General features: G+C 71.1%; 26 protein-coding genes. 6 read left to right on the top strand and 20 right to left on the bottom strand.

Going from position 1 to position 24992, the window contains the following annotated elements; genetic code table 11:
- Nucleotides 1-63: 63 nt before the first annotated feature.
- Both ACZ6TV_RS02710 and ACZ6TV_RS02705 read right to left on the bottom strand, forming a co-directional pair.
- A complete protein-coding gene (locus ACZ6TV_RS02710; RefSeq protein WP_465294572.1) occupies nt 64-2559 on the bottom strand; it encodes a glycoside hydrolase family 9 protein in 2496 nt (831 codons plus the stop codon).
- Nucleotides 2560-2687: 128 nt separating this feature from the next.
- Complete coding sequence (locus ACZ6TV_RS02705) at nt 2688-3137, bottom strand: DUF6328 family protein (RefSeq protein ID WP_465294571.1); 450 nt, start codon at nt 3135-3137, stop codon at nt 2688-2690.
- 105 nt (nt 3138-3242) lie between these two features.
- Here ACZ6TV_RS02705 and ACZ6TV_RS02700 point away from each other — a divergent pair, with 105 nt between their 5' ends.
- Nucleotides 3243-3566 (top strand): DUF6401 family natural product biosynthesis protein, encoded by a 324-nt coding sequence (locus tag ACZ6TV_RS02700; RefSeq protein ID WP_465294569.1) that lies wholly within the window; start codon nt 3243-3245, stop codon nt 3564-3566.
- Nucleotides 3567-3569: 3 nt separating this feature from the next.
- Here the strand turns inward: ACZ6TV_RS02700 and ACZ6TV_RS02695 are convergent, their stop codons facing one another.
- From ACZ6TV_RS02695 to ACZ6TV_RS02685, 3 genes are read right to left on the bottom strand one after another with little or no spacing between them, the layout of a single operon-like run.
- Complete coding sequence (locus ACZ6TV_RS02695) at nt 3570-4769, bottom strand: esterase-like activity of phytase family protein (protein WP_465294567.1); 1200 nt, start codon at nt 4767-4769, stop codon at nt 3570-3572.
- A gap of 33 nt (nt 4770-4802) precedes the next feature.
- Nucleotides 4803-5321 (bottom strand): hypothetical protein, encoded by a 519-nt coding sequence (locus ACZ6TV_RS02690; protein ID WP_465294565.1) that lies wholly within the window; start codon nt 5319-5321, stop codon nt 4803-4805.
- 20 nt (nt 5322-5341) lie between these two features.
- Complete coding sequence (locus ACZ6TV_RS02685; RefSeq protein WP_465294563.1) at nt 5342-6001, bottom strand: CAP domain-containing protein; 660 nt, start codon at nt 5999-6001, stop codon at nt 5342-5344.
- Nucleotides 6002-6219: 218 nt separating this feature from the next.
- Between ACZ6TV_RS02685 and ACZ6TV_RS02680 the strand changes: the two genes are divergently transcribed.
- Both ACZ6TV_RS02680 and ACZ6TV_RS02675 read left to right on the top strand, forming a co-directional pair.
- Nucleotides 6220-6420 (top strand): PspC domain-containing protein, encoded by a 201-nt coding sequence (locus ACZ6TV_RS02680; RefSeq protein WP_465294561.1) that lies wholly within the window; start codon nt 6220-6222, stop codon nt 6418-6420.
- Between the two features lie 65 nt (nt 6421-6485).
- A complete protein-coding gene (locus ACZ6TV_RS02675) occupies nt 6486-6833 on the top strand; it encodes a DUF6401 family natural product biosynthesis protein (protein ID WP_465294559.1) in 348 nt (115 codons plus the stop codon).
- Nucleotides 6834-6839: 6 nt separating this feature from the next.
- On the opposite strand, the gene ACZ6TV_RS02670 is transcribed toward ACZ6TV_RS02675, so the two are convergent.
- From ACZ6TV_RS02670 to pdxH, 13 genes are all read right to left on the bottom strand, one after another.
- Nucleotides 6840-8366, bottom strand: a complete 1527-nt coding sequence (locus ACZ6TV_RS02670) for an MFS transporter (RefSeq protein WP_465294557.1) — start codon at nt 8364-8366, stop codon at nt 6840-6842.
- A gap of 4 nt (nt 8367-8370) precedes the next feature.
- On the bottom strand, nt 8371-9090 hold the full coding sequence (locus tag ACZ6TV_RS02665) for an LppX_LprAFG lipoprotein (RefSeq protein ID WP_465294555.1): 720 nt from the start codon (nt 9088-9090) through the stop codon (nt 8371-8373).
- Between the two features lie 62 nt (nt 9091-9152).
- Nucleotides 9153-10628, bottom strand: coding sequence for a glycoside hydrolase family 3 protein (locus ACZ6TV_RS02660; protein WP_465294553.1), 1476 nt, complete (start codon nt 10626-10628; stop codon nt 9153-9155).
- Between the two features lie 87 nt (nt 10629-10715).
- Complete coding sequence (locus ACZ6TV_RS02655; RefSeq protein WP_465294551.1) at nt 10716-11180, bottom strand: DUF4442 domain-containing protein; 465 nt, start codon at nt 11178-11180, stop codon at nt 10716-10718.
- Nucleotides 11181-11209: 29 nt separating this feature from the next.
- Nucleotides 11210-11998, bottom strand: a complete 789-nt coding sequence (locus ACZ6TV_RS02650) for a hypothetical protein (protein ID WP_465294549.1) — start codon at nt 11996-11998, stop codon at nt 11210-11212.
- Between the two features lie 138 nt (nt 11999-12136).
- Nucleotides 12137-13459, bottom strand: coding sequence for an ABC transporter ATP-binding protein (locus tag ACZ6TV_RS02645; RefSeq protein WP_465294547.1), 1323 nt, complete (start codon nt 13457-13459; stop codon nt 12137-12139).
- A gap of 164 nt (nt 13460-13623) precedes the next feature.
- Nucleotides 13624-14472, bottom strand: coding sequence for a DUF4230 domain-containing protein (locus tag ACZ6TV_RS02640; RefSeq protein WP_465294545.1), 849 nt, complete (start codon nt 14470-14472; stop codon nt 13624-13626).
- 68 nt (nt 14473-14540) lie between these two features.
- A complete protein-coding gene (locus tag ACZ6TV_RS02635) occupies nt 14541-15707 on the bottom strand; it encodes an acyl-CoA dehydrogenase family protein (RefSeq protein WP_465294543.1) in 1167 nt (388 codons plus the stop codon).
- Nucleotides 15708-15801: 94 nt separating this feature from the next.
- The gene (locus ACZ6TV_RS02630; RefSeq protein WP_033364898.1) at nt 15802-16092 is read right to left on the bottom strand and encodes a type II toxin-antitoxin system VapB family antitoxin; all 291 of its coding nucleotides are present in this window, start codon (nt 16090-16092) and stop codon (nt 15802-15804) included.
- A gap of 67 nt (nt 16093-16159) precedes the next feature.
- A complete protein-coding gene (locus ACZ6TV_RS02625) occupies nt 16160-16774 on the bottom strand; it encodes a nitroreductase family protein (RefSeq protein WP_465294540.1) in 615 nt (204 codons plus the stop codon).
- Complete coding sequence (locus tag ACZ6TV_RS02620) at nt 16761-17699, bottom strand: aldose 1-epimerase family protein (RefSeq protein WP_465294538.1); 939 nt, start codon at nt 17697-17699, stop codon at nt 16761-16763. Before ACZ6TV_RS02620 ends, ACZ6TV_RS02625 begins: the two co-directional genes overlap by 14 nt.
- 16 nt (nt 17700-17715) lie before the next feature.
- The gene (locus ACZ6TV_RS02615) at nt 17716-18951 is read right to left on the bottom strand and encodes an MFS transporter (RefSeq protein WP_465294536.1); all 1236 of its coding nucleotides are present in this window, start codon (nt 18949-18951) and stop codon (nt 17716-17718) included.
- A complete protein-coding gene (gene pdxH / locus ACZ6TV_RS02610) occupies nt 18948-19544 on the bottom strand; it encodes a pyridoxamine 5'-phosphate oxidase (protein WP_465294534.1) in 597 nt (198 codons plus the stop codon). Before pdxH ends, ACZ6TV_RS02615 begins: the two co-directional genes overlap by 4 nt.
- A gap of 204 nt (nt 19545-19748) precedes the next feature.
- Here pdxH and ACZ6TV_RS02605 point away from each other — a divergent pair, with 204 nt between their 5' ends.
- From ACZ6TV_RS02605 to sepH, 3 genes are all read left to right on the top strand, one after another.
- On the top strand, nt 19749-20846 hold the full coding sequence (locus ACZ6TV_RS02605; RefSeq protein ID WP_465294532.1) for a citrate synthase 2: 1098 nt from the start codon (nt 19749-19751) through the stop codon (nt 20844-20846).
- A 117-nt stretch (nt 20847-20963) separates the two neighbouring features.
- Complete coding sequence (serC, locus tag ACZ6TV_RS02600; RefSeq protein ID WP_465294530.1) at nt 20964-22076, top strand: phosphoserine transaminase; 1113 nt, start codon at nt 20964-20966, stop codon at nt 22074-22076.
- A 192-nt stretch (nt 22077-22268) separates the two neighbouring features.
- Nucleotides 22269-23384, top strand: coding sequence for a septation protein SepH (gene sepH, locus ACZ6TV_RS02595; RefSeq protein ID WP_465294528.1), 1116 nt, complete (start codon nt 22269-22271; stop codon nt 23382-23384).
- A 17-nt stretch (nt 23385-23401) separates the two neighbouring features.
- Here the strand turns inward: sepH and thpR are convergent, their stop codons facing one another.
- The gene (gene thpR / locus ACZ6TV_RS02590; protein WP_465294526.1) at nt 23402-23953 is read right to left on the bottom strand and encodes an RNA 2',3'-cyclic phosphodiesterase; all 552 of its coding nucleotides are present in this window, start codon (nt 23951-23953) and stop codon (nt 23402-23404) included.
- Complete coding sequence (locus tag ACZ6TV_RS02585; protein WP_465294524.1) at nt 23950-24474, bottom strand: hypothetical protein; 525 nt, start codon at nt 24472-24474, stop codon at nt 23950-23952. Before ACZ6TV_RS02585 ends, thpR begins: the two co-directional genes overlap by 4 nt.
- Nucleotides 24475-24992: the final 518 nt, after the last annotated feature.

Here is a 24992-nt window from a genome sequence, read left to right as displayed (position 1 = left end):
CACCGGCCGGGTCGCGGCCGGTGCCCCTCGTTTTTCCTCACCCCATCCGATGCGGCCGCCCAATCAACCGCAGGTGAAGACCGCCGGGGCCGCGTTCGGACCCCATGCAACCTTGCCGATGAGCAGGATCGTCGTCGACTCTCCCGGCTTCAGCTTGGCCTGCCACGGCTTGACCTGCACCGAGGCGCCGGCCTGCGTGGCGGTGCCGTTGACCGCCAGTTCGACCTTCTGGGTGCCGGTGTAGGCGAAGCGCAGCGACCAGTTGCTCAGCGTCTGCTTCGAGGTGTTGCGGACCGTCGCCGAGGCGATGTACACGCCGCCGAGGTCCAGGACCCGGGTGTAGGTCACGGTGCACGGCGACTTCGCGACCGCGCCGCCCTCACCCTGGTCCGCCAGGAACGACGCCACGAACGACAGCGCCGAGTTCCAGTTGATGGTGATCTCGTTGGTCGACCATGACTCGATGTCGTCGAGGTAGCAGAACTGCGGCTTGCAGCCCGGCAGGATCTTCGCCGCGACGGGGTCCTGGATCGAGGAGTTCGGGCCGCCGGACAGCGACCCGGCCGGCGGGTTGGGCAGTGCCGGGTTGAGCTGGTGGGCGTACATCCGCGAGTGCTGGTTGTGCGACGCCCGCTCGCCGTAGCCGGTCACGTAGGACTGGTTGAGCGCGTTGCGGCCGAGGATGTAGTCCATGCCGGTCAGGACGCCGTCGCGGAACGCGGTGTCGCCGCTGATGTCGTAGGCGGTGGCGATGACGGCCAGGTTGTTCACGACGAGGCCGTTGGAGCCCCAGTCGAACTTCCCGTTGCTCGGGTTGTAGGCGATGTTGTAGGCGTTGCCCTTGAGCGTCTGCAGGTAGCCGCGGGCACCGTCCACAACGGACTGCCGCACCCGCGCCCGGTCGGGCAGCGCGTTGGGCACGGTCGCCAGGTCGAGCCGGCCGGCCGTCGCGGTGAACTTCCAGTCGAAGCCCTCCGGGCGGAACACGTCGGCGGTGTGCCACGGCGACGCTACGACCGCGTCCTGGTAGACCTTCTCGCCGGTGCTGATGAACAGCTCCGCCGCGGCCCAGTAGAACTCGTCGGTGACGTTGTCGTCGTCGTACGCGCCGCCGCCGGTGCCGTCGGTGACGAGGGCGTAGCGGGCCGGGTTGGCCAGCGCCGCCGTGTATGCCGTCCGCGCCGCGGCGAGGAGCTTGGCCGCGAACGCCTTGTCGTAGGGCTGGAAGAGCCGGGCGCCCTGAGCGGCGGTGGCGGCCAGGTTGAGCGTGGCGGCCGTCGACGGCGCGTGCAGCTCGCGCGGCTGCGGGTCGGCGGCGGGGTCGAGCGGCAGTCCGGTCCACGCGGCGTCGTGCACCTTGTGGTGGACCATGCCCGCGAGCGGCTTGCCGGCGGGGACCTGCATGCGCAGCATGAACTCCAGCTCCCAGCGCGCCTCGTCGAGGACGTCGGGCACCTGGTTGCCGTGCTCCGGGATGCGCAGCGAGCCGTCGCCGAGCTTGTCCGCGCGGGCACCGGACGCGACCTTGGTCCGCTCGAAGGTGCTCAGCAGCTGGTAGACCGAGATGCCGCCGTTGACGACGTACTTGCCGTGGTCGCCGGCGTCGTACCAGCCGCCGCGCACGTCGAGCCGGTAGTCGCAGACGCCGGGCTGGCACGGCACGTCGGTGTCGCCCTGGTTGGGCGCGACGCCGAGGTGACCGGCGGCGCGGGCGTAGCCGGGGGCGATGCTGTCGAGGATCTCGATGCCGCTGCGCTGGGTGTAGTACCACGACAGCGAGTCGGCGCGGAGCTTCTCGTAGGCGTCGTTGACGCCGATGTCGAAGGGCACGCTGGTCTCGCCGTCGGCGGTGAGCGTGTAGCCCGCGCCCTTGACGGCGTAGGAGCTGAAGTCGGCCGTCTGGACGTTCTGGCCGGACGTGGCGTCGACGCCGGCGGGGGTGGTCGTGCCGGTGGCGACGACCGTGCCGGCGGCGTTGCGCAGCTGCCACGGCAGGCCCGCGGTCGCCTCGGTGACGACCGTGGCGGCCTTCGGGCCGTTGGTGAGGTAACCGACCTGGTTGACCCGCACCCGCGGGCCGGTGTCCGGCACGTACACGGGCGGCGGTGCACCTCCCTGCAGCGAGATGTCGTCGAGGCACAGCGTCCACGCGACGGCGCTGCCGCCGACCTGGAACGCGACCTGACCCGCGTCGGTGTCGGCCGCCGCGGTGAAGGTGTAACTGTACGTCTGCGGCGTGGCGGTCAGCGCCGGAGCGGCGGAGAGCTCCTGCGTGTATGGCGGCGCCGCGAGCTGCACGTTCGCCCGGACGGTCACCGGCGTGGTGGCGCTGGCGGAGAAGGAGAGCTTGTAGGACTCGCCCGCCTCCAGCTTGACCGCGTTCTGCCCGATGATGGCGTCCCACGGGTTGGTGGTCCCGGCGGGGATGTTCGCGCACAGCTTGCCGTCCACGACGGAGGCCGGCGCGTTGCCGGTCCACCACCACGGGTCGGTGCCGCTGTCGAAGGTGCCGTTGACGATCTGTTCGGCCGGATCGGCGAATGCGGCGGATGCGGTCATCGGCACGACCAGCACCGCCGCGACTAAGGCAAGCGAAAGTTTGCGCTTCACACAGACACCCCTTGTGGCGGAAGGGAAATGGGAGCGCTCCCACTGTGGCCTACAGCACACGGAGTGTCAATAGGTGCTCAGCGTTTGAGTGTCGGGAAGACGTACCAGACCACGATGAAGGAGATCCCGAGCGCGGCACCCACGGCGATCGCCCATGACATGGCGACCACGACCTCGAAGACCAGGAAGACGGCGCCGGTCACCGACAGCCACAGGAACACGAGGCCGATCGCGGCCAGGTTGCTGCTGGCGGTCACGAGGTCCTTCTTGCGCCCCCGGCGGAACAGGATGCGGTGATGGCTGACCGGCGCGATCAGGCACAGCGTGGCCAGCGCGGTGAGCAGCAGCGTCACGATGTACGTGCCCCGCTGCACGTCCGTGATCTCGGCGAACCGCTGGTTGAAGGGGATCACCAGCAGGAACGCGAACAGGATCTGCACCCCGGTCTGGGCGACCCGCAGCTCCTGGAGCAATTCATTCCAGTTCCGGTCGAACCGCTCATCCGGGGTTTCGTCGCGATCGGCCATGCGGGTCCATTTACCCAACGGGTCGGCGGGACGAACTTGGCGATCGGGCCAAACCCGGCGCGTCGGGGCTGCGACCGATCGCATGCTGGGCTTATGGTCGCGAACGTGAGCGCACCCTTCGATGAGCTGACGTCCGGCCGACGCGCGTGGATCGCCCGGGCCGGACTGGCCGAGCTCGCGTCCGCCGTGGGACGACCCGGCCGGGTGGCGGTCGCCGCCCGCCCCGACCTGCTGGCGCGGGTCGACCAGCACGCCGCCGCGATCCGGGAGTCCCTCGGCGGCACGCTGCTCGACCCGGTGGCCCTCGCCGGCTACGCGGCGGCGATCCGCGACGCCGCCCGGGACGCGGGCGAGACCCTGGACGACTGGTCCCGCCCGACCTGGGCGATGCTCCGCCTGCTGGCGGTCTGCTCGCTGATCCCGACCTAGGAGCTACCTGAGGAAGCGCTTGTCCGCGTGCAGCGGGTCCGTCAGCCGGATGGTGATGAACTCGTTGTTGTCGGGCTGGCCCGGCGTGCGCCCGCTGGAGAACGGGAAGTTGTTGTCGTTGACCACGCCGAGCGTGCGGTCGTCGAGGATGACGACGTCCTCGATGGTCTGGAACGGGAACGTGAAGGTCGCCGAGCTCCCACCGAGGCGGCGCGGGTCGGCGATGTCCATGAGATCCGCGACCAGCGTCTTGTCGAGCTTGCCGTCACGGTTGCGGTCGCGCCGGTCGGCGAGGTAGATCCGCTTGAACTTCGCGGTCGCGCCCTGGCCGTTGTCGCGCTCGATGACGAGGAACCGGTCGTCGTCGACGGCGATCGCGTCGCCGATCGCGTTGGCCGGGTCCTCCAGCTGGTAGATCCAGCGCTTCCCCGTGTACCGCGCCGACGCCACGTCGAACTCGTTGAGCCGCAGCGACCCGGCGGTGTCGCCCGCGACGGTGCCCTCCAGCAGCGCGTAGAGCTTCCGGCCGTCGGGCGACTGGGCAAGGCCCTCGAAGCCCTTGCTGCTGTTGAGGTTCGGGTTCCCGGCCGGGTTCTCCGGCGCGCGCACGCCGTCGAGCGGGATCGGCGCCTGCAGCAGCCGGCCGGCGCGGTCGAAGTGCAGCAGGTACGGGCCGAACTCGTCGCCGATCCAGTAGGTGCCGTCCTTGGCCCGCTGGATCGACTCGACGTCGAAGTCGGACCCGGTGAGCACCCGGTCGGGCCGGGTCAGCGCGAACGGCACGAAGCCGTTGGGGTCGGTGAGGTTGATGCCGCCGACCACGTCGACCGTCTTCGTGCCGTAGTCGGGCGCGACCCGCTGGATGCGCAGGACGAAGTCGCCGCTGTTGGCCTTGTTGCCGTAGCCGTTGTCGGACAGCACCTCGAACGTGCCGTCGCCGTTGCGGACGATGCCGCTGAAGCCCTGGATGGGCTGGTCGGCGAACGGCGGGGTGATCCCGTTGGACGGCGTGCCGCCCAGCAGCGAGCCCGACGGGTCGCTGGCGGAGACGAACGTGGCCGCGGGCAGCGCGGCGAACCCGGTCAGGGTGGCCCGGCCGAACGAGTCGTGCTGTCCACTGTGGGCGGAGGCGCTGGGCGCGGCGAGCGCGAGCGTCAGCACGCCGAGACCCGCGCCGGCACCGATGCGTCGGAGATTCCTCATGGGCCGCGACGGTAGGAGGCCCGGATGAACCGCCTACGTTTTCTTGGTGATGGCGCCGAGAAGCGTGCGCAGCCGATCGACGACGGCCGGTGCGTCGGTGATGGTGCCGCCGTCCTGGTAGTAGACGAACGACGCCCGCACGACCAGCTCGCCGTCGGCGGTCTCCACGTATGCCTGGCCGGCGTCGGCGAACGAGAACGTGGTCGCGTCGATCTGCTTCGCGTCGGCCGCCGCGTTCCTGTCGTAGGCGACCTGCTGCGACGCGCCCATCGACGGGCGGACCACCGAGAGGAACAGGTAGAAGCCGCCGGAGGCGCCGTCGACCGCGCACGCCTTGAGCGAGTCGGTGTCGCGGCGCTCCTTGTCGCCCGGCGCCTCGCCGAGCGCGGCCTTGAGCTGGTCGTCGGTGGCGAGGCCGCACACGTCGACGGTGTCGTAGATCCCGCCGTTGCGCTGCGTGTCGGGCTGTTGCGCCTTGCCGGACGAGTCATCGCCGCAGCCGGCGAGCGCCAGGACGACGCCCGCCGACAGCACGGCTTTGCGTAGGGTCACGCAAGCTTTCTACACGGGTTTCAGACGCGGCCGAAGTCCTGGGTCCAGTACGGGGTCCCGTCGGCCTTGTACGCGAGGCCGACACCGACCGCGACGGAGCCGCAGTTGAGGATGTTGGCCTTGTGGCCGGGGCTGGCGATCCAGCCGTCGACGACCTCCTTGGGCGAGCGGTAACCCCAGGCGATGTTCTCCGCCGACGCCCCGGTGGTGTACCCGGCCGCGACCTCACGCTGCACGAACGTGCTGCCGTTGGATCCGGTGTGGCTGAAGAAGTTGTTCGTCACCATGTCGGTGCTGTGCGCGCGGGCGGCGGCGACCAGCTTGGTGTCGATGCGCATGGCGCCGCAGCCGTTGGCGACGCGGTAGTTGTTGGTGAGCGTGACGACCTCGGTCTCCAGCGAGCTGCTCTCCACCGGCTTGGTGGTCGGCGTCGTCGGCTTGACGGCCGGGGTCGTCGGGGTCGCGGCCGGCTTCTTCGCCGTGGTCTTCTTCTTTTTCTTCTTCTTCGACTTCGACACCTTGGCCGCGACGTCGGCGCTGGCGACGACGTCACCGGCGACGCTGACGGCCTGCGCGGCGGCGGGGGCGGCGGCCGCTGCGGTGCTGGTGATCGTGAAGCCGAGCGGCGCGGCGAGCAGCACGGCGGCGAGGACGGTGGCACGGCGAGGGAACCGGGTCACGATGAGAAAACCTTCCGTCGGTGAGCTTGACGCAATGGGTATCGGGTCGCTCACAGCCCGGCTAAGGAGGTCAACTGCCCCGCAACGGTCGGCAACCACTCGGCTACCCGTGCGGGTGGGTCCCTAGTGGACGGCACCGCAAAGTTCCGTCAAAGGTTGGAGGGCGGCCGCCCCGGGCATCCATACGGTTGAGTCACACACCGAATGAAGGAGCTGCAATGTCCAGACTGGTCAGGCCCCGGGACAACCGTTGGATCGCCGGCGTCTGCTCCGGCCTCGCCCGCCGGTTCGGCATGTCGCCCAACGTCATGCGGTTCATCTTCGTCATCTCGTGCCTGCTGCCGGGCCCGCAGTTCGTGGTCTACATCGTGCTGTGGGTGCTGATGCCCGACGAGTCGAGCTCGCCCAGTTACAACTGAGGTCCGCACGGGTGCGCTCCGGGTTCACCGGTCAACCGGGCATCCGGCCGGTCGAACTCGGAGGCATGTTCAAAGACATCGCCGAAGCCACCCGTCACACCGCCGCCCGCTCGACCCTCAACGGGTTGATGACCTGGCTCGGCGAGTCCGGCCTGGCGGCCGCCGCCTCGTCCGCCGGCCTCCAGGCCGCGGTCGACCAGCACGCGGCCTCGGTCCGCGACGCGCTCGGCGACCCGGAGCACGGCCCGAACGCCGTGTCCCTGGCCAGCTACGCCACCGGCGTGCGCGACGCGCTCATCGAGGCCCAGTGGCAGCTGCCGCCCACGTCGGAGGTGGACTGGTCGAAGGCCGAGTGGCCGACGGTCCGCCTGATCTCCATCTGCGCCCTGGCCCGGACCGGCGGTCACGTCTGACCGCCGTCACTCCGGCCGCCGCCCGCGTCCGAGGAAGCCTGCCGCCACCGCACCGGCCACACAGACCACGGCCGTGATCAGGAAGATCTCCCGATACTCGGTGCGCAGCGCTTCCCGCAGGGCGTCTGCGTAGGCCGCCATCATGCGCCTCTGCTCGTCGGCGGGCTTGCCGAACACCAGCGGAAAGTCCAGCTTCGCGGTCAGCTCGTGGAAGCGGTGCAGGCCCCACGCCGTCAGCGCGGCGACCCCGATCAGCATGCCCATCGTCCGCGCCACGACCACCGCGGACGACGCCACCCCGTGCTGCGCCGCCGGCGTCGCCCGCAGCACCGCGGCCGACAGCGGCGCGATGACCAGCCCGAGCCCCAGCCCCGCGAGCGCGAGGTCCGTGTCCAGCCTGGGCAGGATCCCCGCATACCGCGCGGCGAGCACGTCGGCGGGCCAGCTCGCGACGAGCACATACGCGACGGCGGCGAGCAGCAGCCCGCCGACCGTGACGACCCGCTCGCCGAGCCGGTCGCCGCGCAGGAGCAGGCCGCCGAGGACGGCGCCGGCGGGCAGGGCGATCAGGAAGCGGGTCAGGACCAGGGTGGCCTCGACGCCCGACCTGCCGAGGAGCGTCTGCGCGACCAGCTCGACGTCGACCAGGGTCACCATCAGGGCCACGCCGGCGCAGAAGCTGGCGGTGAGGGCGGCGAAGAACGGGCCCTTCGCGGCGCCGGTCAGGTCGAGCAGCCGGGTGCGGGCGCGGCGCTCCCACAGCACGAAGAAGACTGCGACGACCGCGCCGCCGGCGAGGACCGGCCAGCCCCATGAGGGCAGGACGGATCGCTCGGGGTCGGGGTTGTACAGGGCGACGACGACCGCGCCGAGGACGAGCGCGAGCAGCAGCCCGCCGACGAGGTCGGTCCTGCGCGGCGCCGCCGTGGCGGTCGGGCCGCCGGGCACGGCGCGCCAGACGAGGACGATCGCGACGGCGACGAGCGGCAGGTTGAGCCAGAAGATGCCGCGCCAGCTGCCGAGGAGGGCGGCGACGGCCACCCCGTAGAGCGGGCCGAGGACGCTGCCGAGCTCCTGCGCCGCGCCGACGGTGCCGAGCACGAGGTGCCGGTTGCGGTCGGGCCACAGGTCGCTGACGAGGGCGACGGTGACCGGCAGCAGCGCGCCGCCGGCGATGCCCTGCAGGGTGCGGCCGCTGGTGAGCAGCCACAGGGAGTCGCCGGAGGCGGCGGTCAGCGCGGAGCCGGCGCCGAACCCGAGCAGGCTCGCCACCAGCAGCGCCCGGCGCCCGAAGCGGTCCGACAGCGACCCGAGCAGCGGCATCCCGGCGACATAGCCGAGCAGGAAGCCGGTCACGACCGGGGTGACCCGCTCCAGCCGGGTGTCGGCGATGTGCAGCGAGTCCATGATGTCGGTGAGGACCCCGACGACCACATAGGCGTCGAGCGCGGCGAGCAGCACCGCCACGCCGCCCACGCCGATCGCGAGCCGCCGCCGGGTGCCGCCGGGGGCGGCCTCCACCAGGACGTCCATGCGGCTACTTCGGCGCGGTGACGGTGACCGGGGCGTCGAACTCCTTGAACGTGATCGTGACCGTGCCGCCCTTGGCCTCACCGACGGCGGGCAGCGTGAACGCGGCCTTCAGCAGCTTCTTGCCGTCCTTGGCGATCCAGAACTTGCCGGGCACCGTGCCGGTCACGCCGGGCACCACGTTGACCAGGGTCTGCGAGGAGTTGTCGGCGGCGACCCGATAGGTCTCCTGGCCGTCGACGGTCTCGGTGGCTTCGGTCCTGCCGCCGGTGGCGGTGCCGACGACCTTGGCGATGCCACGCTCGGGGTCGAGGATCGCCGAGGGGTCGTAGACGGAGGCGGCGAGCGCGAGGGGCAGCTGCTGATAGTCGCCGGTCGGACCCTTGAGATACATGGTCTGGCCCACGATGGTGAACGCCAGGTCGACCGTCGCGCCCATCTGCTCGACCTGCGCGGTGCCCTGGGCGTTGCCCTCCTTGGTCAGCACGCCGTCGGCGCGCTTGAGCGCCACGCCGGCGATGGTGCCGTCGGCGCTGATGAGGAACTTCGCCGTCTTGATCCCGCCCATCGCGGTGGCGGACTCCTTGAGCAGCCCGTCGGCGGCCGGCAGGTTGGGATCCGCCTTCCCCGGCGCGTCCTCTTCGGACTTGCTGGTGCAGCCGGTCAGGGCGACGAGGAGCAGCGCGGCGGCGGTGACGCCGCCCAGCAGAGCACGGGTGCGGGACATACCGGCATGCTAGACCGAGCAGGGAAACAACGGGCATGCCGTGACCGTGCGCGACACCCGCGTCACCGGCCGGCGAGGAGCTCGGCGACCGCCCGGCCCGAGGCCGCCGTCGCGCCGAACGTGGCGATGTGCAGGTCACCGCGCGGTGCGGCGGGCACGCCCATCTCGACCACCACCGCGTCCGGGCGCACGGCGAGCGAGGCCCGCAGCGCGTCGGTGATCCACGGGTAGCGGTGCGGGTCTCGTACCACCAGCAGCAGCGGACGACCGACGGACGCCTGCAGCGCGTCGGGCAGGCCTTCCTCCGACGACAGGCGCACGCCCAAGGTGTCCGGGACCAGCTCGGCGAGGGGCGCGATGAGCCCCCACGGCGTCTCCGGGGCGATCGCGAAGTTGAGCTCCGGCTGGAACTCGATCACGTACGCGGCGGCGGTGAGCGGGAACGTCGCGTCCGGGGCGGTGATGCGCAGCGCCCGCCGGGCCGCGGACAGCCCGAGCGCGGCGGCCTTGGGATCCACCGGCACGCGGGGCGCGGCGGCGGACCAGGCGGCCAGCCGGGCGACCCGGGCGGCGGCGTCGGCGAGCCGCGACTCGGGCAGCTCCCCGGCGCGCACGGCGGCGACGATGGCGTCGCGCAGCTGGGTGGCGGTCTCCTCGTCGGCGTGGTCACCGCCGACACAGATCGCGTCAGCGCCGGCGGCCAGCGCGAGGACGGTGGCGTGGGCGATGCCGAAGCGGTCGGAGATGGCCCGCATCTCGATGCCGTCGGTGACGATCAGGCCCTGGAAGCCGAGCTCGCCGCGGAGCAGCTCGGTCATGATCCGGCGGCTGAGTGTGGCCGGCAGCTCCGGGTCGAGCGCGGGGACGCGCAGGTGGGCGCTCATGACGGCCTGGACGCCGGCGGCGATCGCCGCGCGGAACGGCACCAGCTCGGTCGCGTTGAGGTCGGCCCGCCCGGCCTTGATGATCGGCACGTCCAGGTGCGAGTCGACGCTGGTGTTGCCGTGGCCGGGGAAGTGCTTCGCGCAGGCGGCGACCCCGGCCTCCTGCAGCCCGGTGATCCACGCCGCGGTGTGCCGGGCGACCCGCTCGGGCTCGGCGCCGAACGCGCGGGAGCCGATGACCGGGTTGTTGGGGTCGGAGTTGACGTCGGCGTCCGGCGCGTAGTCGAAGGTGATGCCGACCGATGCCAGGTCGCGGCCGATGTGGCAGGCGACCTCGCGGGTCAGCGCCGGGTCGTCGATCGCGCCGAGGGCGAGGTTGCCGGGCCACGGGCTGCCGTTGTGCGCGTCGATGCGGGTGACGTCGCCGGCCTCTTCGTCGATGGCGACGATGACGTCGGGACGCTCCGCCCGCAGCGCCGCGGTCAGCTCGGCGACCTGGTCCCGGTCGACGACGTTACGGGCGAAGAGCACGACGCCGCCGAGCCCTTCGGCGAGGCGGCGGCGGACCCAGGGCGGGGGCTCCTTGCCCACGAATCCCGGCTGGAGCACGGCGTTCGCCATGCTCACCAGGTCGTCCCCCGTGCTTGCGTCCATGCGTAAAACCACCCTTCGCGCCTGGCGAGAATGGTCACATCACATCTCAGTAATAGTCAAGAAACCTTCCAGTAGTTAACGACGCTGTCATCGATGCGGGCGAATGGTCCAGACGACGGTCATCTCGGTGGTCACCGCCCCATCGGCCCGCGTGACCTCGATGACGACGGGAAATTCGGGGCGCTCGCCCGCCTGAAGCTCGGCCAGAACATCCCCGACGGGGCGGCCGAGCCGGGCGATCGCGCGGACCGGGCCGGCGGCGAGTTTGCGGTACGCGATGTCCGACCGCACCGCGAGCGGGGTGCCGAGCGCGAGGTGCTCACCGAACGCCGCCATCACCACGGCGCCGGACGCGGTCTCGGCGAGCGTGAAGATCGCGCCGGCGTGCGGCCCGGCGACGTGGTTGTGCAGCCGCTCCTCGTCGGGAAGCGTGGCGGTGGCGGTGACGTCGTCGCCATCCACCCGCACGTCGGTGATCTCGACACCGACGGTGCGCGCGAACGGGACCGCGTCGATCAGATTCGTGGCCAGAGCCTTGGCGTCAATGGTCATGCGGTGATGTTACCCACCGGTAGCAACGCTTAGAAGAGCTCGCCGATCGTGTGGATGATGCTGACGTAGAAGTTGCCCTCGATCGGGCGGAACACCTGGAACGGCTCGTGCGGCTCGCCGACGAACGGGCGCAGCGTCCACGCCGGCTGGGTGCCGACGAAACCGAACAGCAGGATCCACACGTGCAGCAGCGTCATGCTGGCCGGCCGCTCACCCGGCGGCAGGTCCGCGGCCGCGACGGGCCGCTGGCCGGGCAGGGGCGGCGCCACCGGGTACGCGTAGCGACCGTCGGGCATCAGCAGCGACCGCTTCGGCGGATACCCCACGGCGGTCTGGCCCGCCCCGTTGGACTGCTGGGGCGCCGCGGCCCCGGCCGACACCGACGCGGCCGGGACAGCCGCCTTGCTCTCGCCCGCGCCGGCCGTCCCGGCGGGGGCCGGCGACACCGGCGCGTCGTCCGAGGGGATGGCGAGCTCGGCGACCGCCTGGGCCTCGGCCCGCTCCTGTGCCGCCTGGGCCTCGCGCTTCGCCGCGGCGGCCGCCGCGGTGTGGGCGTTCAGCGCGTGCATGCCGCTGGTGAGGAACTTGAGCCCGACGAAGGCGGTCAACGCGAGGACCGCCACGTCGAGAATCTTGTAGAACGAGTAGCTGAACGCCGTGAGCAGGAAGAACAGGCTGATCGGCGCGAACACCAGCGACAGCACGGCGGTCACCGTGATCGTGACCATGACCAGTGCGAGTGCCTGCCGGACCTGGAGCCTGGCGCCGAACACCAGGTTGAACAGGCAGAGCGTCGGCAGGCAGATCGCGAGCGTCATCAGGAACAGCAGCGGCAGCTTCAGCGCCGACAGGCCCCGCCTGACCGAAGCTGTGCGACGCGCCCAGCACCGCCCCGTAGCAGGCGGGCGCCAGCACCGGACCAATCCCTACATCGGAGGGCCAGTTCGCCGCAGGCTTCAGCGCCACCCCACGTCGATGCGCTGTCCCCTTTCGTCGAAAAAGTGCAGTGCTTCCATACGAACGGCGACAGTCAATGGGTGACCATGCGTGACCGCCGGATACGGCGCGAGTCGCACCGCGAGCTCCGCCGGGCGGCGGTGGTGACGGCCCGGGTCGCTCAGGACACTGTCGCGCTGGGGCGCGCGACGCCCGGCGCGGCCGTTTCCGGCGCCGACGAGCTCCAGCTCGTCGGCGCCGCCGGTGCGGCCGGTGAGCTTGCTGACGAAGCGCTTCAGCCCGCCCCCGTTGATCGGGATGTCGGTCGGCGGCGCGCCGATCTCGTCGACGATGACGGCGGTCGCGCCGATGTCGAGGAACGCGAGCGACTCGTGGCCGTGGTGCTCCAGGTAGCGGATCCGGCCGCGCAGCACGTCGCCGCCGGTCGTGTCCGGCACCGGGGTGAGCGCCTCGGCGCGCACGCCGATGACGATCCGCTCGCCGTGGAAGTGCGCCACCTGGCGGGAGCGCAGGTCATTCCACGGCAGGTGCAGCACCTGGTCGCCCATGTGCAGCGCGATGTGCCGGTCGAGGTGCACGTAGACCTCGGCCTCGAGCAGGTTCATCCGAGGGCTGCCGAGGAACGCGGCGACGTAGAGCGTGGCCGGTCGCCCATACACCTGGGTGGGTGTGCCGACGTCCTGGAGCACGCCCTTGCGCAGGATCGCGACCCGGTCGGCCATGGTGAGCGCCTCGGCCTGGTCGTGCGTGACGTAGATGGTGGTGACGCCGAGCTCGCGGACCAGGCCGGAGATCTCCGCGCGCAGCTCCGCCCGCAGCCCGCTGTCCAGGTTGGACAGCGGCTCGTCCATGAGGAAGAGCTTCGGCCGGCGGACGATGGCGCGACCCATCGCCACCCGCTGGCGCTGGCCACCGGACAGCTGCCCGGGCTTGCGGGCGAGCACGTCACCGATGCCCAGCGCGCTGGCGACCTCGGCGACCTGCTCGGCCCGCGGCTCCGGCTCGACCCCGGACAGCCGCAGGGGGAAGCCGATGTTCTCCCCGACGGTCATGTGCGGATACAGCGCGAAGTCCTGGAAGACCATGGCCACACCGCGCTCCCGCGGCGGGAGGTCGTTGGCGAGGTCGCCGTCGAGCATGATGGCACCCGAGGTCGGGTCCTCGAGGCCGGCGACCATGCGCAGCAAGGTCGACTTGCCGCAGCCGCTGGGACCGAGGAGCACCATGAACTCGCCCTGTCCCACGTCAAGGTTCACTCGGTCGACGGCCACCGTGCCGTCGGCGAAAACCTTCATCACATCTTTGAGTGCGACGGTAGCCACCGTCACCTCCGCCCCAGGTCAGCAGTGCAGTTCGCGGATAACTCAGTTACCCCGAGTCAAGTACTGTGACGAGGGGCACGCAAGTTGGTCCATCGGGTAAATGACCAGTGTTCGGCGTGTTACCGCGCAACTACTGCAAGGGAAGTTGCCAGTGACGCCTCCCGCTATGACGCGGGGAATTTTACGGTCACCGACGTGTATCCGAGAGCCCCCAGGAACTGCTGGAGCATCTTGCGGGTGTTCTCCTCCGCGCGCTTGCTGAGACCGGCCTCCTTGGCCGCCGCGCCGATCTTCTGCTCGGCGAGCTTGTAGACCTCCTGGAGCCGGTTCGGGTCCGACTTGAAGGCGTCCGCGAGCCGGTTGAACAGGCCGCGGTCCTCCTGGTAGACGTAGCTGCGGTCGTTGTTGATCCGCACCGGGCGCAGCTGCGGCGCCGGCAGCGTGATCTCGACCGTCCGCCGGTCCTCGGACTCCTTCACCGCGCCCTGCCCGATCCCGGCGAAGTCGACGTAGACCTCCACCGACCCGGCGGCGACGAACAGGATCCGCTCGTTGACCAGGAAGTCCGGGATGTACTTGCGGTCCTTCTGCACGTCGACGATGACCTCGAAGTTGCCCTCGGCGGCGACATACTGGCTCAAATCCTGCACGGACTTGAGCAGCGCGGGGCCGCTGCGGTCGGTCTGCTCCTTCGCGAACGGGTTCTTCAGGTCGGGGAACAGCCCGATCGTCTTGGCCCCGAGCACCAGCGCGACGATCAGGCCGATCGTGGCGACCAGCCAGAACAGTCCGCGCATCGCGCCGCCGCCGGCCCTGACGGGCACGACGATCGGCTCCGGGCGCTCCCGCGGGTCGACCCGGTCGCCGATCTTCGGCGACCAGCCCTTGCCCCGGTCGTCAGCGGGCCCGGACTCGATCTCGGGGTATTCGGCGGTCCTCGGGTCCGGCTCACGCCGCTGCGTCGGCACGTCGTCCGAGTCGTCGGGGGTCACGGTTTCGTCGTTGCGGGCCATGCTGACTCCTCCGGGAGGATCTTCTCCCTATCACGGTAGAGGGGTCCGTAAAGCGCCGCGAATCGATCTCAGCCGAACGCGGCGAGCCCCGTCAGCTTCTGGCCGATGACCAGCTGATGGATCTCCGAGGTTCCCTCGTAGGTGAGCACCGTCTCCAGGTTGGCGGCGTGCCGCATCACCGGATACTCCGCGCTGATGCCGTTGGCGCCGAGGATCGTGCGGCACTGCCGGGCGATGGCGAGCGCCTCCCGGACGTTGTTGAGCTTGCCGACGCTGACCTGCTCGGGCTTGAGCACCCCGGCGTCGGCGCGGCGGCCGAGGTGCACCGCCAGCAGGTAGCCCTTCTGCAGCTCGACGGCGGCGTCGGCGAACTTCGCCTGGGTCAGCTGGAAGCCGGCGATCGGCCGGCCGAACTGCTCCCGCGCCCCGGCGTAGTCCAGGGCGGTGTGCAGGCTGTCGCGGGCGGCGCCGAGCGCGCCCCACACGATGCCGTACCGCGCCTCGGTGAGACACGACAGCGGCGCCTTCAGCCCCTTCGCCTCCGGCAGGAGCGCGCCGGCCGGCAGCCGCACCCCGTCGAGGACGATCTCGCCGGTGCACGAGGCCCGCAGCGACAGCTTGTGCTTCACCTCGCGGGCCGTCACGCCCGGCGTGTCCATCGGCACGACGAACCCGTTGACACCCGCCTCGGTGCGCGCCCACACGACGGCCACGTCGGCGACCGGCGCGTTGGTGATCCACATCTTGGTGCCGTCGAGGATCCAGTCGTCGCCGTCGCGGCGGGCCCGGGTCGCCATGGAGCCCGGGTCGGAGCCGTGGTCGGGCTCGGTCAGGCCGAAGCAGCCGATGAGGTCGCCGGACGCCATGCCGGGCAGCCAGCGGTCCTTGTGCTCGTCGGAGCCGTACTTCCAGATCGCGAACATCGCCAGGGAGCCCTGGACGCTGACCAGGCTGCGCACGCCGGAGTCGCCGGCCTCCAGCTCCAGGCACGCCAGGCCGTAGGCGACGGCGCTGGAGCCGGCGCAGCCGTAGCCGGTCAGATGCATGCCGAGCAGCCCGACGGAGGCGAACTCCTTGGCCAGGTCGCGGACCGGCACCTGGCCGCGCTCATACCAGTCGGCCACGTTGGGGCGGACATGGTCGTCGACGACGCGCCGGACGACGGCACGGATCGCCAGCTCCTCCTCGTCGTGGAGCGCGTCGACGTCGAGCAGGTCCAGCGGCCGGGTCGTCATAACTAACACTGTAAGCCTAGACGGGCGGCGGACGACCTCGCAGTGGCTGTCAGCCCGGCGGAGACGGCCGGTGGCCGCCCCCGCCGCGCGTGCGTCACGCCTGCAGGACCCTCGCGTGGATCGAGGTGCGTTGTTGCAGCGCCGCGCGCAGGGCGCGGTGCAGCCCGTCCTCCAGATACAACCCGTTCTCCCACTGGACCACGTGCGGGAACAGGTCGCCGTAGAACGTGGAGTCCTCGGCGAGCAGCTTGTCGAGCGCCAGCTCCCGCTTCGTGGTGATGAGCTGGTCGAGCCGCACCGGGCGCGGCGGGATCTCGGACCACTGTTTCAGCGTCAGCCCATGTTCCGGATAAGGCCGACCGTCGCGGACCGCCTTGAAGATCATGAACGTCTCACCCCCCTGACCGTGCCAGGGTACCGACCCGGTGCGACAGAACCGACGCCCAGCGTGGTCACAAGTCGATGCTGGCGCTCCAGTGGCCGTGGTGGGTGATGGTCTGCGCCTCGCGGCGGCCACGTTTGAGTGACGGCGACTTCGTGTCCGGCGCCCGGTAGCCGATGGTCATGGCGCCGATCGGCGTGTATTCGTCCGGCACCCCGAACGCCGTCCGGTACGCGGCGTCGGAGGCCGGCGGGATGCCGAAGAAGCACGCGCCCAGCCCCTCGTCGACCGCGCCGAGCAGCACCAGCAGGCTCGCCATGCCGGTGTCGATGTGCCAGTACGGCACCGGCCAGCGGGCCTCGTCGCGGTCGGACCAGCCCTTGTCGGGCTCGGCGTAGCGGTCGAGATACGCGTCGCGGTGGCTGTGCGGCACGACGATCACCGGCGCCTGGCTCATCCCGTCCAGCCACGAGGTGGCGCCGTCGGGCGGCGTGGTGGCCGCCCAGAACTTCGCCCGGTCCTCCGCCGACGTCAGGACGAGGAACTCCCAGCCTTGGGAGAAGCCCGCCGACGGGGCGTGCGTCGCATACCCCAGCAGCTTGTCGACCAGCGCCGGGTCCACCGGGCGCGACGCGTCGTAGTTGCGCACCATCCGCCGCCGGCGGATCGCCTCAGACAGTTCCACGGATCCCCCAAACCCCCTGCCAGGACGTTCCCGGCTCCAGGGTCACCACATCACGCCCCGAACGGAACGCGTCGGGTGGGCAGGTCATCGGCTCGATGGCGAGCGCCTTGCGCAGCCGATCGGCGGGCAGCGTGTCGGAGGAGTACACCTGCCACCAGCCGAACGACGAGTCGGCCCAGACCGTGACGCCGCGGCCGTCGGGCGCGGTGACCGTGACCTTCGAGCCGCCGTCGGCGTCGGGCTCCACCTCGCCGAAGGCCGTGTCGAGGACGGTGCTGCCGAGGCGGCGGCCCTCCACGAAGTCGTACTCGGTGCCGGCGACGCGGGCCGCGCCGATCGGCAGGAGGCGGGAGTCGACGAGCAGCCGGCTGCGGGCCGGGACCTTCAGCGTGAGGTCGTCCACCGCCACGTCCGGCACCAGCACGTACGGGTGGGTGGCGAGGCCGAACGGCGCCGCCTCCGAGCCGGTGTTGGTCACCTCGTGCTCGGCGCGCAGGCCGTCCTCGCCGACGGACCACGTCGTGCGCATGCGCAGCGGCCACGGGTACCCCGGCTGCGGCACGAGGTCGTGCTCGAGCGTCACGCTGTCGGGCGCGGCGTCGACGAGCCGCCAGCGGGCCCAGTTGACCAGGCCGTGGATGGCGTTGTGCCGCTCGGGCTCGGTCAGCGGCAGCTGCAGGTGGTCGCCGCCGAACGCATACTGCCCGTCGCGGATGCGGTTGGGCCACGGGGCGAGGACCTGGCCGGCGCAGCCGACGGCCCGCTCCTCCTCGGCGAAACCGGCGATGACGTCGGCGCCGTTGACGGTGTAACTGCGCACGCCACCGCCGACCTCGACGATGACGGCCTCATGGCCGCCCGAGGTGATCGTCCACTGTGTACCCGAAGGGGCGTGCGAGAGCTGCGCGGCGGCGGCGGTGTCCATGGGCGCGACAATATCGTCAGTCCGACCGGTCGGTGTACCGAAGCAGTACGGGAAACATCAGACCGATCAGCACGGCCACGGCGGCGGCCGCGATCCCGCCGCTGACCCAGGAGAACGTGGCGCCGGTCGCGTCGGCCACCGAGCCGGCCCGAAGGTCACCCAGACGTGGACCTCCGGCGACCACGGCGAAGAACACACCCTGCAGCCGGCCCCGCATCGCGTCGGGTGCGCTGAGGAGCACCGTCTGGCGGTACACGCCGCTGATCATGTCGGCGGCCCCGGCGAGGGCCATGAAAGCTACACACGCCCACAGCCACGGGACCGCTCCGGCGGCGGCGACCGCGAGGCCCCAGCCGACGACGGCGAGCACCAGCGCGACGCCCTGCCGGTGGACGCGGCCGATCCAGCCGGACGTGAGGCCCGCGAGGGTCGAGCCGATCGCGATCGACGCGTAGAGCCAGCCCAGCGACGCCGGGCCGTAGCGCTGGTCGGCGACGACCGGGAAGAGGGCCTTGGGCATCGCCAGGACCATCGCCACGATGTCGATCGCGAACGTCAGCAGGATGACCTTCGAGCCGGCGAGGAACCGCAGGCCGTCGCGGATGTCCCGGAGCCCGCCGGTGGCCTTGGTCACCCCCGCGGGCGGCAGCGACGGCAGCCGCATCGCCGCCCAGAGGACGATCGTGAAGAGCACGGCGTCGACGGCGTACGCGACGGCGAAGTCGGCGTTCGCGATCACCAGGCCCGCGCCGACCGGGCCGAAGATCGAGGAGACGCTGGAGGCGGTGAAGCTCAGCGTGTTGGCCGCGGCGACCTCGCCCTCGTCGATCAGCGCCGGGATGATCGCCTGCCGGACGGGGCTGTTCACGCCGAACGCCGCCGACTGGGCCGCGATCAGTGCGAGCATGAGATACGGGCTGTCCACGTGCAGCACCGCCTGCGCGAGCAGGCCGAGCGTCGTGAGCCACATCAGCGTCGAGCTGGTGAGCAGCACCTTGCGCCGGTCGAACGCGTCCGCGATCGCACCGCCCCAGATCGAGAACACGATCAGCGGCACCAGGCCGACGAAGCTCGCGATGCCCACCCACAGCGCCGACTTCGTGATCTCGTACACCTGGACCGGCACGGCGACCGCGGTGAACTGGACCCCGAAGAACGACACCGCGTTGCCCACGAAGATCCGCCGGTAGGCGACGTGCCGCAGCGGCCGGACGTCGATCACGTGCTTGCGCAGGGTCTCCTGCAGCGTCACGGCGCGAGTCGTTCGACGCGGCCGCCGGTGTACCGGAGGCGATCGTGCAGCCTGCTGGCACGGCCCTGCCAGAACTCCACCTCGTGCGGTCCGACCCGGAACCCGCCCCAGTGCGGGGGCGCTCCCGTCGGGTGCAGGGCCTCGGCCTCCTCCACGAGCACCCGCAGCTCGTCGCGGGATCCGATCACCCGCGATTGTGGACTTGCCCACGCCCCGATCTGGGCTCCCGGCGGGCGGATCGCGAAGTACTCCTCGGTCTCCTCGCGGGACACCTTTTCGACCGGACCGTTGACGACCACCTGGCGGTGCAGGGGGTACCAGGGGAACACCAGGCAGGCCTGCGGGTTCTGCGCCAGGTCGGTGCCCTTGCGCGACTCGTAGTTGGTGAAGAACGTGAATCCGCGCTGGTCATAGCCCTTGAGCAACACGGTCCGCGCGCTCGGCCGGCCGCTGCCGTCGGCGGTCGCCAGCAGCATCGCGTTGGGCTCCGGCAGGCCCGCCTCCACCGCGTCGGCGAACCATGTCGCGAACTGTTCGAGCCAGGTTCCGGCGAGCCCTTGCTCGGTCAGTTCGCCGGTGTACTCGTTCCTCATCCGCGACAAATCTTGCGGCGATGTGCTGGGTCTCACGCTCACATCCTTCCTCCGGCGATCACAGATGCGTGAAGATGTGTCACGTAAGACACATTTGAGCCACCGTTCAGTCGGCGCCGGCACCCCGCCGGGGCGAAGATGTCAGAGGGAACACCGGCGGGTAACAAACCTAGTCAGACACCCCCGAAACAGCAGGAGTGCGAGATGTCCGATTTCAAGCCGGGACTCGAGGGCGTCATCGCCTTCGAATCCGAGATCGCGGAGCCCGACAAGGAAGGCGGCGCGCTGCGCTATCGCGGCGTCGACATCGAGGATCTCATCGGCCAGGTGTCGTTCGGCAACGTTTGGGCGCTCCTGGTCGACGGCAAGTTCGGCCCCGGCCTGCCGCCGGCCGAGCCGTTCCCGGTGCCCGTGCACTCGGGTGACATCCGGGTGGACGTGCAGTCCGCGGTGGCGATGCTCGCGCCGTACTGGGGCCTCGGCCAGCTGCTGGACATCGAGACCTCGCAGGCCCGCGAGGACCTCGCCCGGGTCAGCGTCACCGCGCTGTCGTTCGTCGCGCAGGCCGCCCGCGGCCTGGGGCTGCCGGCCGTGCCGCAGAAGGAGATCGACAAGGCGGACACGGTCGTCGAGCGCTTCATGCGGCGCTGGCGGGGCGACCCCGACCCGCGGCACGTCAAGGCCGTCGACGCGTACTTCATCTCCGCCGCCGAGCACGGCATGAACGCCTCCACGTTCACCACCCGGGTCGTCGCCTCCACCGGCGCCGACGCCGCGGCCTGCATCTCCTCCGGCATCGGCGCGCTGTCCGGCCCGCTGCACGGCGGTGCGCCCTCCCGCGTGCTGGGCATGATCGAGGCCGTCGAGCGCAGCGGCGACGCCGAGGGATACGTCAAGGGCGTCCTGGACCGTGGCGAGCGGCTGATGGGCTTCGGCCACCGCGTCTACCGCGCCGAGGACCCGCGCGCCCGCGTGCTGCGCCGCACGGCCAAGGAGCTCGGCGCGCCGCGCTTCGAGATCGCCGAGGCCCTGGAGAAGGCGGCCCTCGCCGAGCTGCACGCCCGCCGCCCCGACCGGGTGCTCGCCACCAACGTCGAGTTCTGGTCCGCCGTCGTCCTGGACTTCGCCGAGGTACCGGCGCACATGTTCACGTCGATGTTCACCTGCGCCCGGGTCGCCGGATGGAGCGCGCACATCCTCGAGCAGAAGGAGCTGGGCCGCCTGGTCCGGCCGTCCGCCACCTACGTGGGTCCCGGCCCGCGCAAGCCGCAGGACGTCGAGGGCTGGTCCCGCGTCGGGTAACTGTGACGCGCGTCGCCCTGCGCGCTGAATCGACCTGGATCGCGGCGGCGGAAGTGGCAGGATCGCGGGGGTACCCGTACCTGCCCGCCCGCCGCCGCATCCCGGAGTACCCACATCATGGTCGACATCCGCATTCCCGATGAGCTGAAGCCCGCCGACGGCCGCTTCGGCTCAGGCCCGAGCAAGGTCCGGCCCGAGGCCGTGCAGGCCCTCGCCGGTGTCGCGACCTCCTACCTCGGCACCAGCCACCGGCAGAAGACCGTCCGCGACGAGGTCGCCCGCCTCCGGCGCGGCTTCGCCGAGCTGTTCAGCATCCCCGACGGCTACGAGGTCGTCCTGGGCAACGGCGGCAGCACCGCGTTCTGGGAGATCGCGGTCTTCGGCCTCATCCGCGACCGGGCGCAGTTCGCCAGCTTCGGCGAGTTCGGCGCGAAGTTCGGCAGCGCCGCGAAGAAGGCGCCGTTCATCGGCGACCCGACGATCATCAAGGCCGACCCGGGCACCGCCGCCTTCCTGCGGGCCGAGGACGGCGTCGACACGTACTGCTCCCCGCAGAACGAGACCTCGACCGGCGTCTCCGTGCCGGTCAAGCGGGTCGGCTCCGCCGATGCGCTGGTCCTCACCGACGCCACCTCCGCCGCCGGTGGTCTCGACGTCGACCTCACTCAGACCGACGTCTACTACTTCGCCCCGCAGAAGTGCTTCGGCTCCGACGGCGGCCTGTGGATCGCGATCATGTCGCCCGCCGCGATCGCCCGCGCCGCGGAGATCAAGGAGTCCGGCCGGTACATCCCCGACTTCTTCGACCTGCAGACCGCGATCGACAACTCGCGCCTCGAGCAGACCTACAACACACCGGCGCTGTCGACGATCTTCCTCACCGCCGAGCAGGTCGACTGGATGAACGCCGGCGGCGGCCTCTCCTTCGCCACCAAGCGCAGCGCCGAGTCGGCTTCCGTCCTGTACGGGTGGGCCGAGCGCTCGCCGGTCGCGACCCCGTTCGTCACCGACGCCTCGATCAGGTCCAACGTGGTCGGCACCATCGACTTCGCCGACTCCGTGGACGCCACGAAGCTGGCGAAGGTGCTGCGCGCCAACGGGATCGTGGACACCGACCCGTATCGCAAGCTCGGCCGCAACCAGCTGCGGATCGCGATGTTCCCGACCGTCGACCCCGCCGACGTCGAGGCGCTGACGGCGTCCATCGATTACGTCATCGAACGCCTGTAGTCGCTATTTTCGATTGTATGTTCGAATGCCCGCCGCCAATTCGGCAGTTTTCTCTGGTGGCGGGCGTTCGTGTTTGCTTTCCGTCTTGCTTTCTGTCGGCGCGGCATGCTTCGTTCCAGCTAGGGTTACGCGTACTGTGACCGAGTGGTGCCGGGAAAGTCGGCGCCGATGCGGGTGGGACGGAGGCACGCTATGCGGCCTGTGCGATTTGTCGCCCTCTCCGAGGACGGTCAAGCGTTCGTCCTCGCCGATGAGGTCGGCCGGCTGCTCGCGCTCCCGATCGACGACCGGGTGCACAGCGCTCTGCGTCCCGACCAGAGCCACCCGACCGCGACGATGGAGACCGCCGCGTCGCAGCTCGCGCCGCGCGACATCCAGGCCCGCATCCGCTCCGGCGAGTCCGCCGAAGAGGTCGCCCGGGTCGCCGGTGTCCCCGTCGACCGCGTCCTGCGCTATGCCGGCCCGGTCCTGCAGGAGCGGGCCATGCTCGCCCAGCACGCCCGCCGCACCCGGCTGAAGACCTCCGACAAGGGCTCGTCCCTCGCCGAGGTCGTCGACGCGCGCCTCGGCCAGCACGGCATCGACACGGAGAAGATCTCCTGGGATGCCTACCGGCGCGAGGACGGCACCTGGCGGATCACCGCGACGTGGCCGAGCGGCAAGGCGACCGCCCAGGCCGTGTGGGAGCTGGACAAGGCCCGCCAGCAGGTCGCGCCGCACGACGACATGGCGCAGTACCTGTGCACCGAGCGCGCCCCGCACGTGCTGGGCCAGGAGCCGCCGGCGCCGGACCGCGCCATGCCCAGCCGCGGCGAGACCAGCCGCGGCGACCTCGGCGCGCGCCCCGACCCGCTGCGGCACGGCAGCGGCGGCCACGACCTGATCCGCCCGTCCAACGTCCAGCCGTCGACCGGCCAGCCGTCGCGGGGCCGCGGGCTGGGCGCGATGAACCCGGACCCGATCCGGGCCGGCCGCGACGCGCTGCTCGCCTCGCTCGACCGTCCGCTGGGCTCGTCCCCCGCCTCGGCTTCGGAGGAGCCGCTCGCGCCGGCCCCGGTCGTCCAGGGCGAGAACCGGGCCCGTGGCGCCGCCGCGCTCATCGGCCGTTCGCCGTTCGACGACGACAGCGACCAGAGCAAGGAGATCCCGGCGGTGCCGTCGCTCGCCGTGCTCCGCCCGCGCCGCAACACGCCGTCGGCCGCCTCCCCGGAGCAGCCGGCCGCCTCGGAGAAGCCGCGCAAGCGCCTGCCCAGCTGGGACGACGTCCTGTTCGGCGGCGCCCCGTCAGCAGCCCGGGAAACCAGCTGATCTCAGCGGGCGCCCGCTCACGTGTCTCGGGTCGTCGCCAGCGCTGTGTAGTGCGGCTTCGGCCCGAGTTCGCTTTTCATCAGCCGTACGTCGTCGAGCCGCCACAACGGTCCCCGGTAAGCGTCCAGCGCCTCCAGGTCGGCCTTGAGCTCGTCCACCGGCAGCCGGTCCGACGGCCGCGCGATCGTCACGTGCGGCTGCAACGGCCTGTGGTCGAACGGCACCCTGCGCTTCTTCAGCGCCGCCCTGACCGCGTCGCCGAGCGGTGCCACGTCCCCGTCGACCTTCGCGACCAGCGTCGTGAACTTCCCCCGCCCGAACGTCCTCCCACCGGCGATCCTCACCTCCGGCACCAGCCGCGGCAACGCGTGCAACGCCGCCACCGCGGCGTCCTGCTTCGTGTCCTCGACCTCACCGATGAACGCCAGCGTCATGTGCCACTGCTCGACCGGCACGACCCGCAGCGACCTGCCCTCCGGCATCGGCCGCTTCACGTTGAGCGCCCCGGTCATCTCAGCGAGGTGCCGCTCGACGTCCGCCGGGAGATACGCCGCGATGAACAACCTCACCGCTGACCGGTTTTTGTGTCACGCAACGCCAACCCGGCCCGCTGCAGCTCACCCTCGACCCTCAACCGCTCAACCTCCAGGTCGACCCCGCTCACCTCGTCAAGGTACTGGTCGATCCCGAGCTGCGCGCACGCGACCCGCAACGCCCCGTCATACGCCCGCTGCACCGCGTTGAACCACACCGGCGACCTGGTCGCCACCCCGACCCGCAGCCTGTTGAGCCGCCTTAGATCCGCCGCCAGCTGCTCGATCGGCGGCGCTTCGGGCTCCGGGGCGGGCACCGCCTTGTGCACGGCCCGTCCCGCCCAGCTCAGATGCCACCACCGTCGCACGGGCCCGTCCCGCCACTCGGGGTCTCTGCGCCGGACCAACTTCCTGAGTCCCCGCGCTCCCCGCATGACGGCCCGCCCGACCCGCTCGAACATCTCGTCCGCGGAGATGAGCAGCAGGCAGACCAGACACGGCGCCACGGCGATCAGCCCTATGGCGCCGACGACCAGCAGGCCCCGCAGCACGCCCACCCCATGAGGCTAAGCCCACCGAAACAACGACCGCCACCGATTGCCCCAACTTCGGCACCGACTCGCAACCATCCCCCGCCGGTCGACCGACCACACCACCTCCTGGAGGACCTGGCACTGGAGCGGACACCATCCGTCGCACGCCACCCGGGCGGGACGCCATCCCGGGCGAACGAGGCGCTGAAGGGGAACGAGACCTTCCACCCCGGAGAGCGCGGCGCTGGAGCGAAGAATCACCACGGTCCGGGACACCACCCCGACAGCAGAAAGCCGTCCCGCAGCGAGACGTCATCCGAGGGCGGGACACCACCACGACGGAGCGAGACGCCACCCCGGAGCGGCGCTGGAGCAGGACGCCATCTCGCGTCCGAGACGTCGCTCAGAGGCAGAACGCCGTCCCACGGCGGGACACGGCTCGAGGCGGGACACCGCAGAGGAGCGAGACGCCACCCTGGAGAACGCGGCGGCAGAGCGACACGCGGTGCCGGGCGACGTTCGGCACGACGTGGCGGCACCCC

This window comes from Dactylosporangium sp. NPDC051087 (assembly GCF_055586325.1).
This window is presented reverse-complemented; position numbering and strand designations above follow the sequence as displayed.

Excerpts from the sequence above, each read along its gene's own strand:
- ACZ6TV_RS02655 (WP_465294551.1), bottom strand. The coding sequence starts at position 11,180 with ATGACCATTGACGCCAAGGCTCTGGCCACGAATCTGATCGACGCGGTC.
- ACZ6TV_RS02605 (WP_465294532.1), top strand. The coding sequence starts at position 19,749 with ATGTCCGATTTCAAGCCGGGACTCGAGGGCGTCATCGCCTTCGAATCC.
- sepH (WP_465294528.1), top strand. The coding sequence starts at position 22,269 with ATGCGGCCTGTGCGATTTGTCGCCCTCTCCGAGGACGGTCAAGCGTTC.
- ACZ6TV_RS02705 (WP_465294571.1), bottom strand. The coding sequence starts at position 3,137 with ATGGCCGATCGCGACGAAACCCCGGATGAGCGGTTCGACCGGAACTGG.
- ACZ6TV_RS02695 (WP_465294567.1), bottom strand. The coding sequence starts at position 4,769 with ATGAGGAATCTCCGACGCATCGGTGCCGGCGCGGGTCTCGGCGTGCTG.
- ACZ6TV_RS02670 (WP_465294557.1), bottom strand. The coding sequence starts at position 8,366 with ATGGACGTCCTGGTGGAGGCCGCCCCCGGCGGCACCCGGCGGCGGCTC.
- ACZ6TV_RS02630 (WP_033364898.1), bottom strand. The coding sequence starts at position 16,092 with ATGATCTTCAAGGCGGTCCGCGACGGTCGGCCTTATCCGGAACATGGG.
- ACZ6TV_RS02665 (WP_465294555.1), bottom strand. The coding sequence starts at position 9,090 with ATGTCCCGCACCCGTGCTCTGCTGGGCGGCGTCACCGCCGCCGCGCTG.
- ACZ6TV_RS02635 (WP_465294543.1), bottom strand. The coding sequence starts at position 15,707 with ATGACGACCCGGCCGCTGGACCTGCTCGACGTCGACGCGCTCCACGAC.
- ACZ6TV_RS02660 (WP_465294553.1), bottom strand. The coding sequence starts at position 10,628 with ATGGACGCAAGCACGGGGGACGACCTGGTGAGCATGGCGAACGCCGTG.
- ACZ6TV_RS02680 (WP_465294561.1), top strand. The coding sequence starts at position 6,220 with ATGTCCAGACTGGTCAGGCCCCGGGACAACCGTTGGATCGCCGGCGTC.
- ACZ6TV_RS02650 (WP_465294549.1), bottom strand. The coding sequence starts at position 11,998 with ATGACGCTCGCGATCTGCCTGCCGACGCTCTGCCTGTTCAACCTGGTG.
- ACZ6TV_RS02640 (WP_465294545.1), bottom strand. The coding sequence starts at position 14,472 with ATGGCCCGCAACGACGAAACCGTGACCCCCGACGACTCGGACGACGTG.
- pdxH (WP_465294534.1), bottom strand. The coding sequence starts at position 19,544 with ATGAGGAACGAGTACACCGGCGAACTGACCGAGCAAGGGCTCGCCGGA.
- serC (WP_465294530.1), top strand. The coding sequence starts at position 20,964 with ATGGTCGACATCCGCATTCCCGATGAGCTGAAGCCCGCCGACGGCCGC.
- ACZ6TV_RS02620 (WP_465294538.1), bottom strand. The coding sequence starts at position 17,699 with ATGGACACCGCCGCCGCCGCGCAGCTCTCGCACGCCCCTTCGGGTACA.
- ACZ6TV_RS02710 (WP_465294572.1), bottom strand. The coding sequence starts at position 2,559 with ATGACCGCATCCGCCGCATTCGCCGATCCGGCCGAACAGATCGTCAAC.
- ACZ6TV_RS02675 (WP_465294559.1), top strand. The coding sequence starts at position 6,486 with ATGTTCAAAGACATCGCCGAAGCCACCCGTCACACCGCCGCCCGCTCG.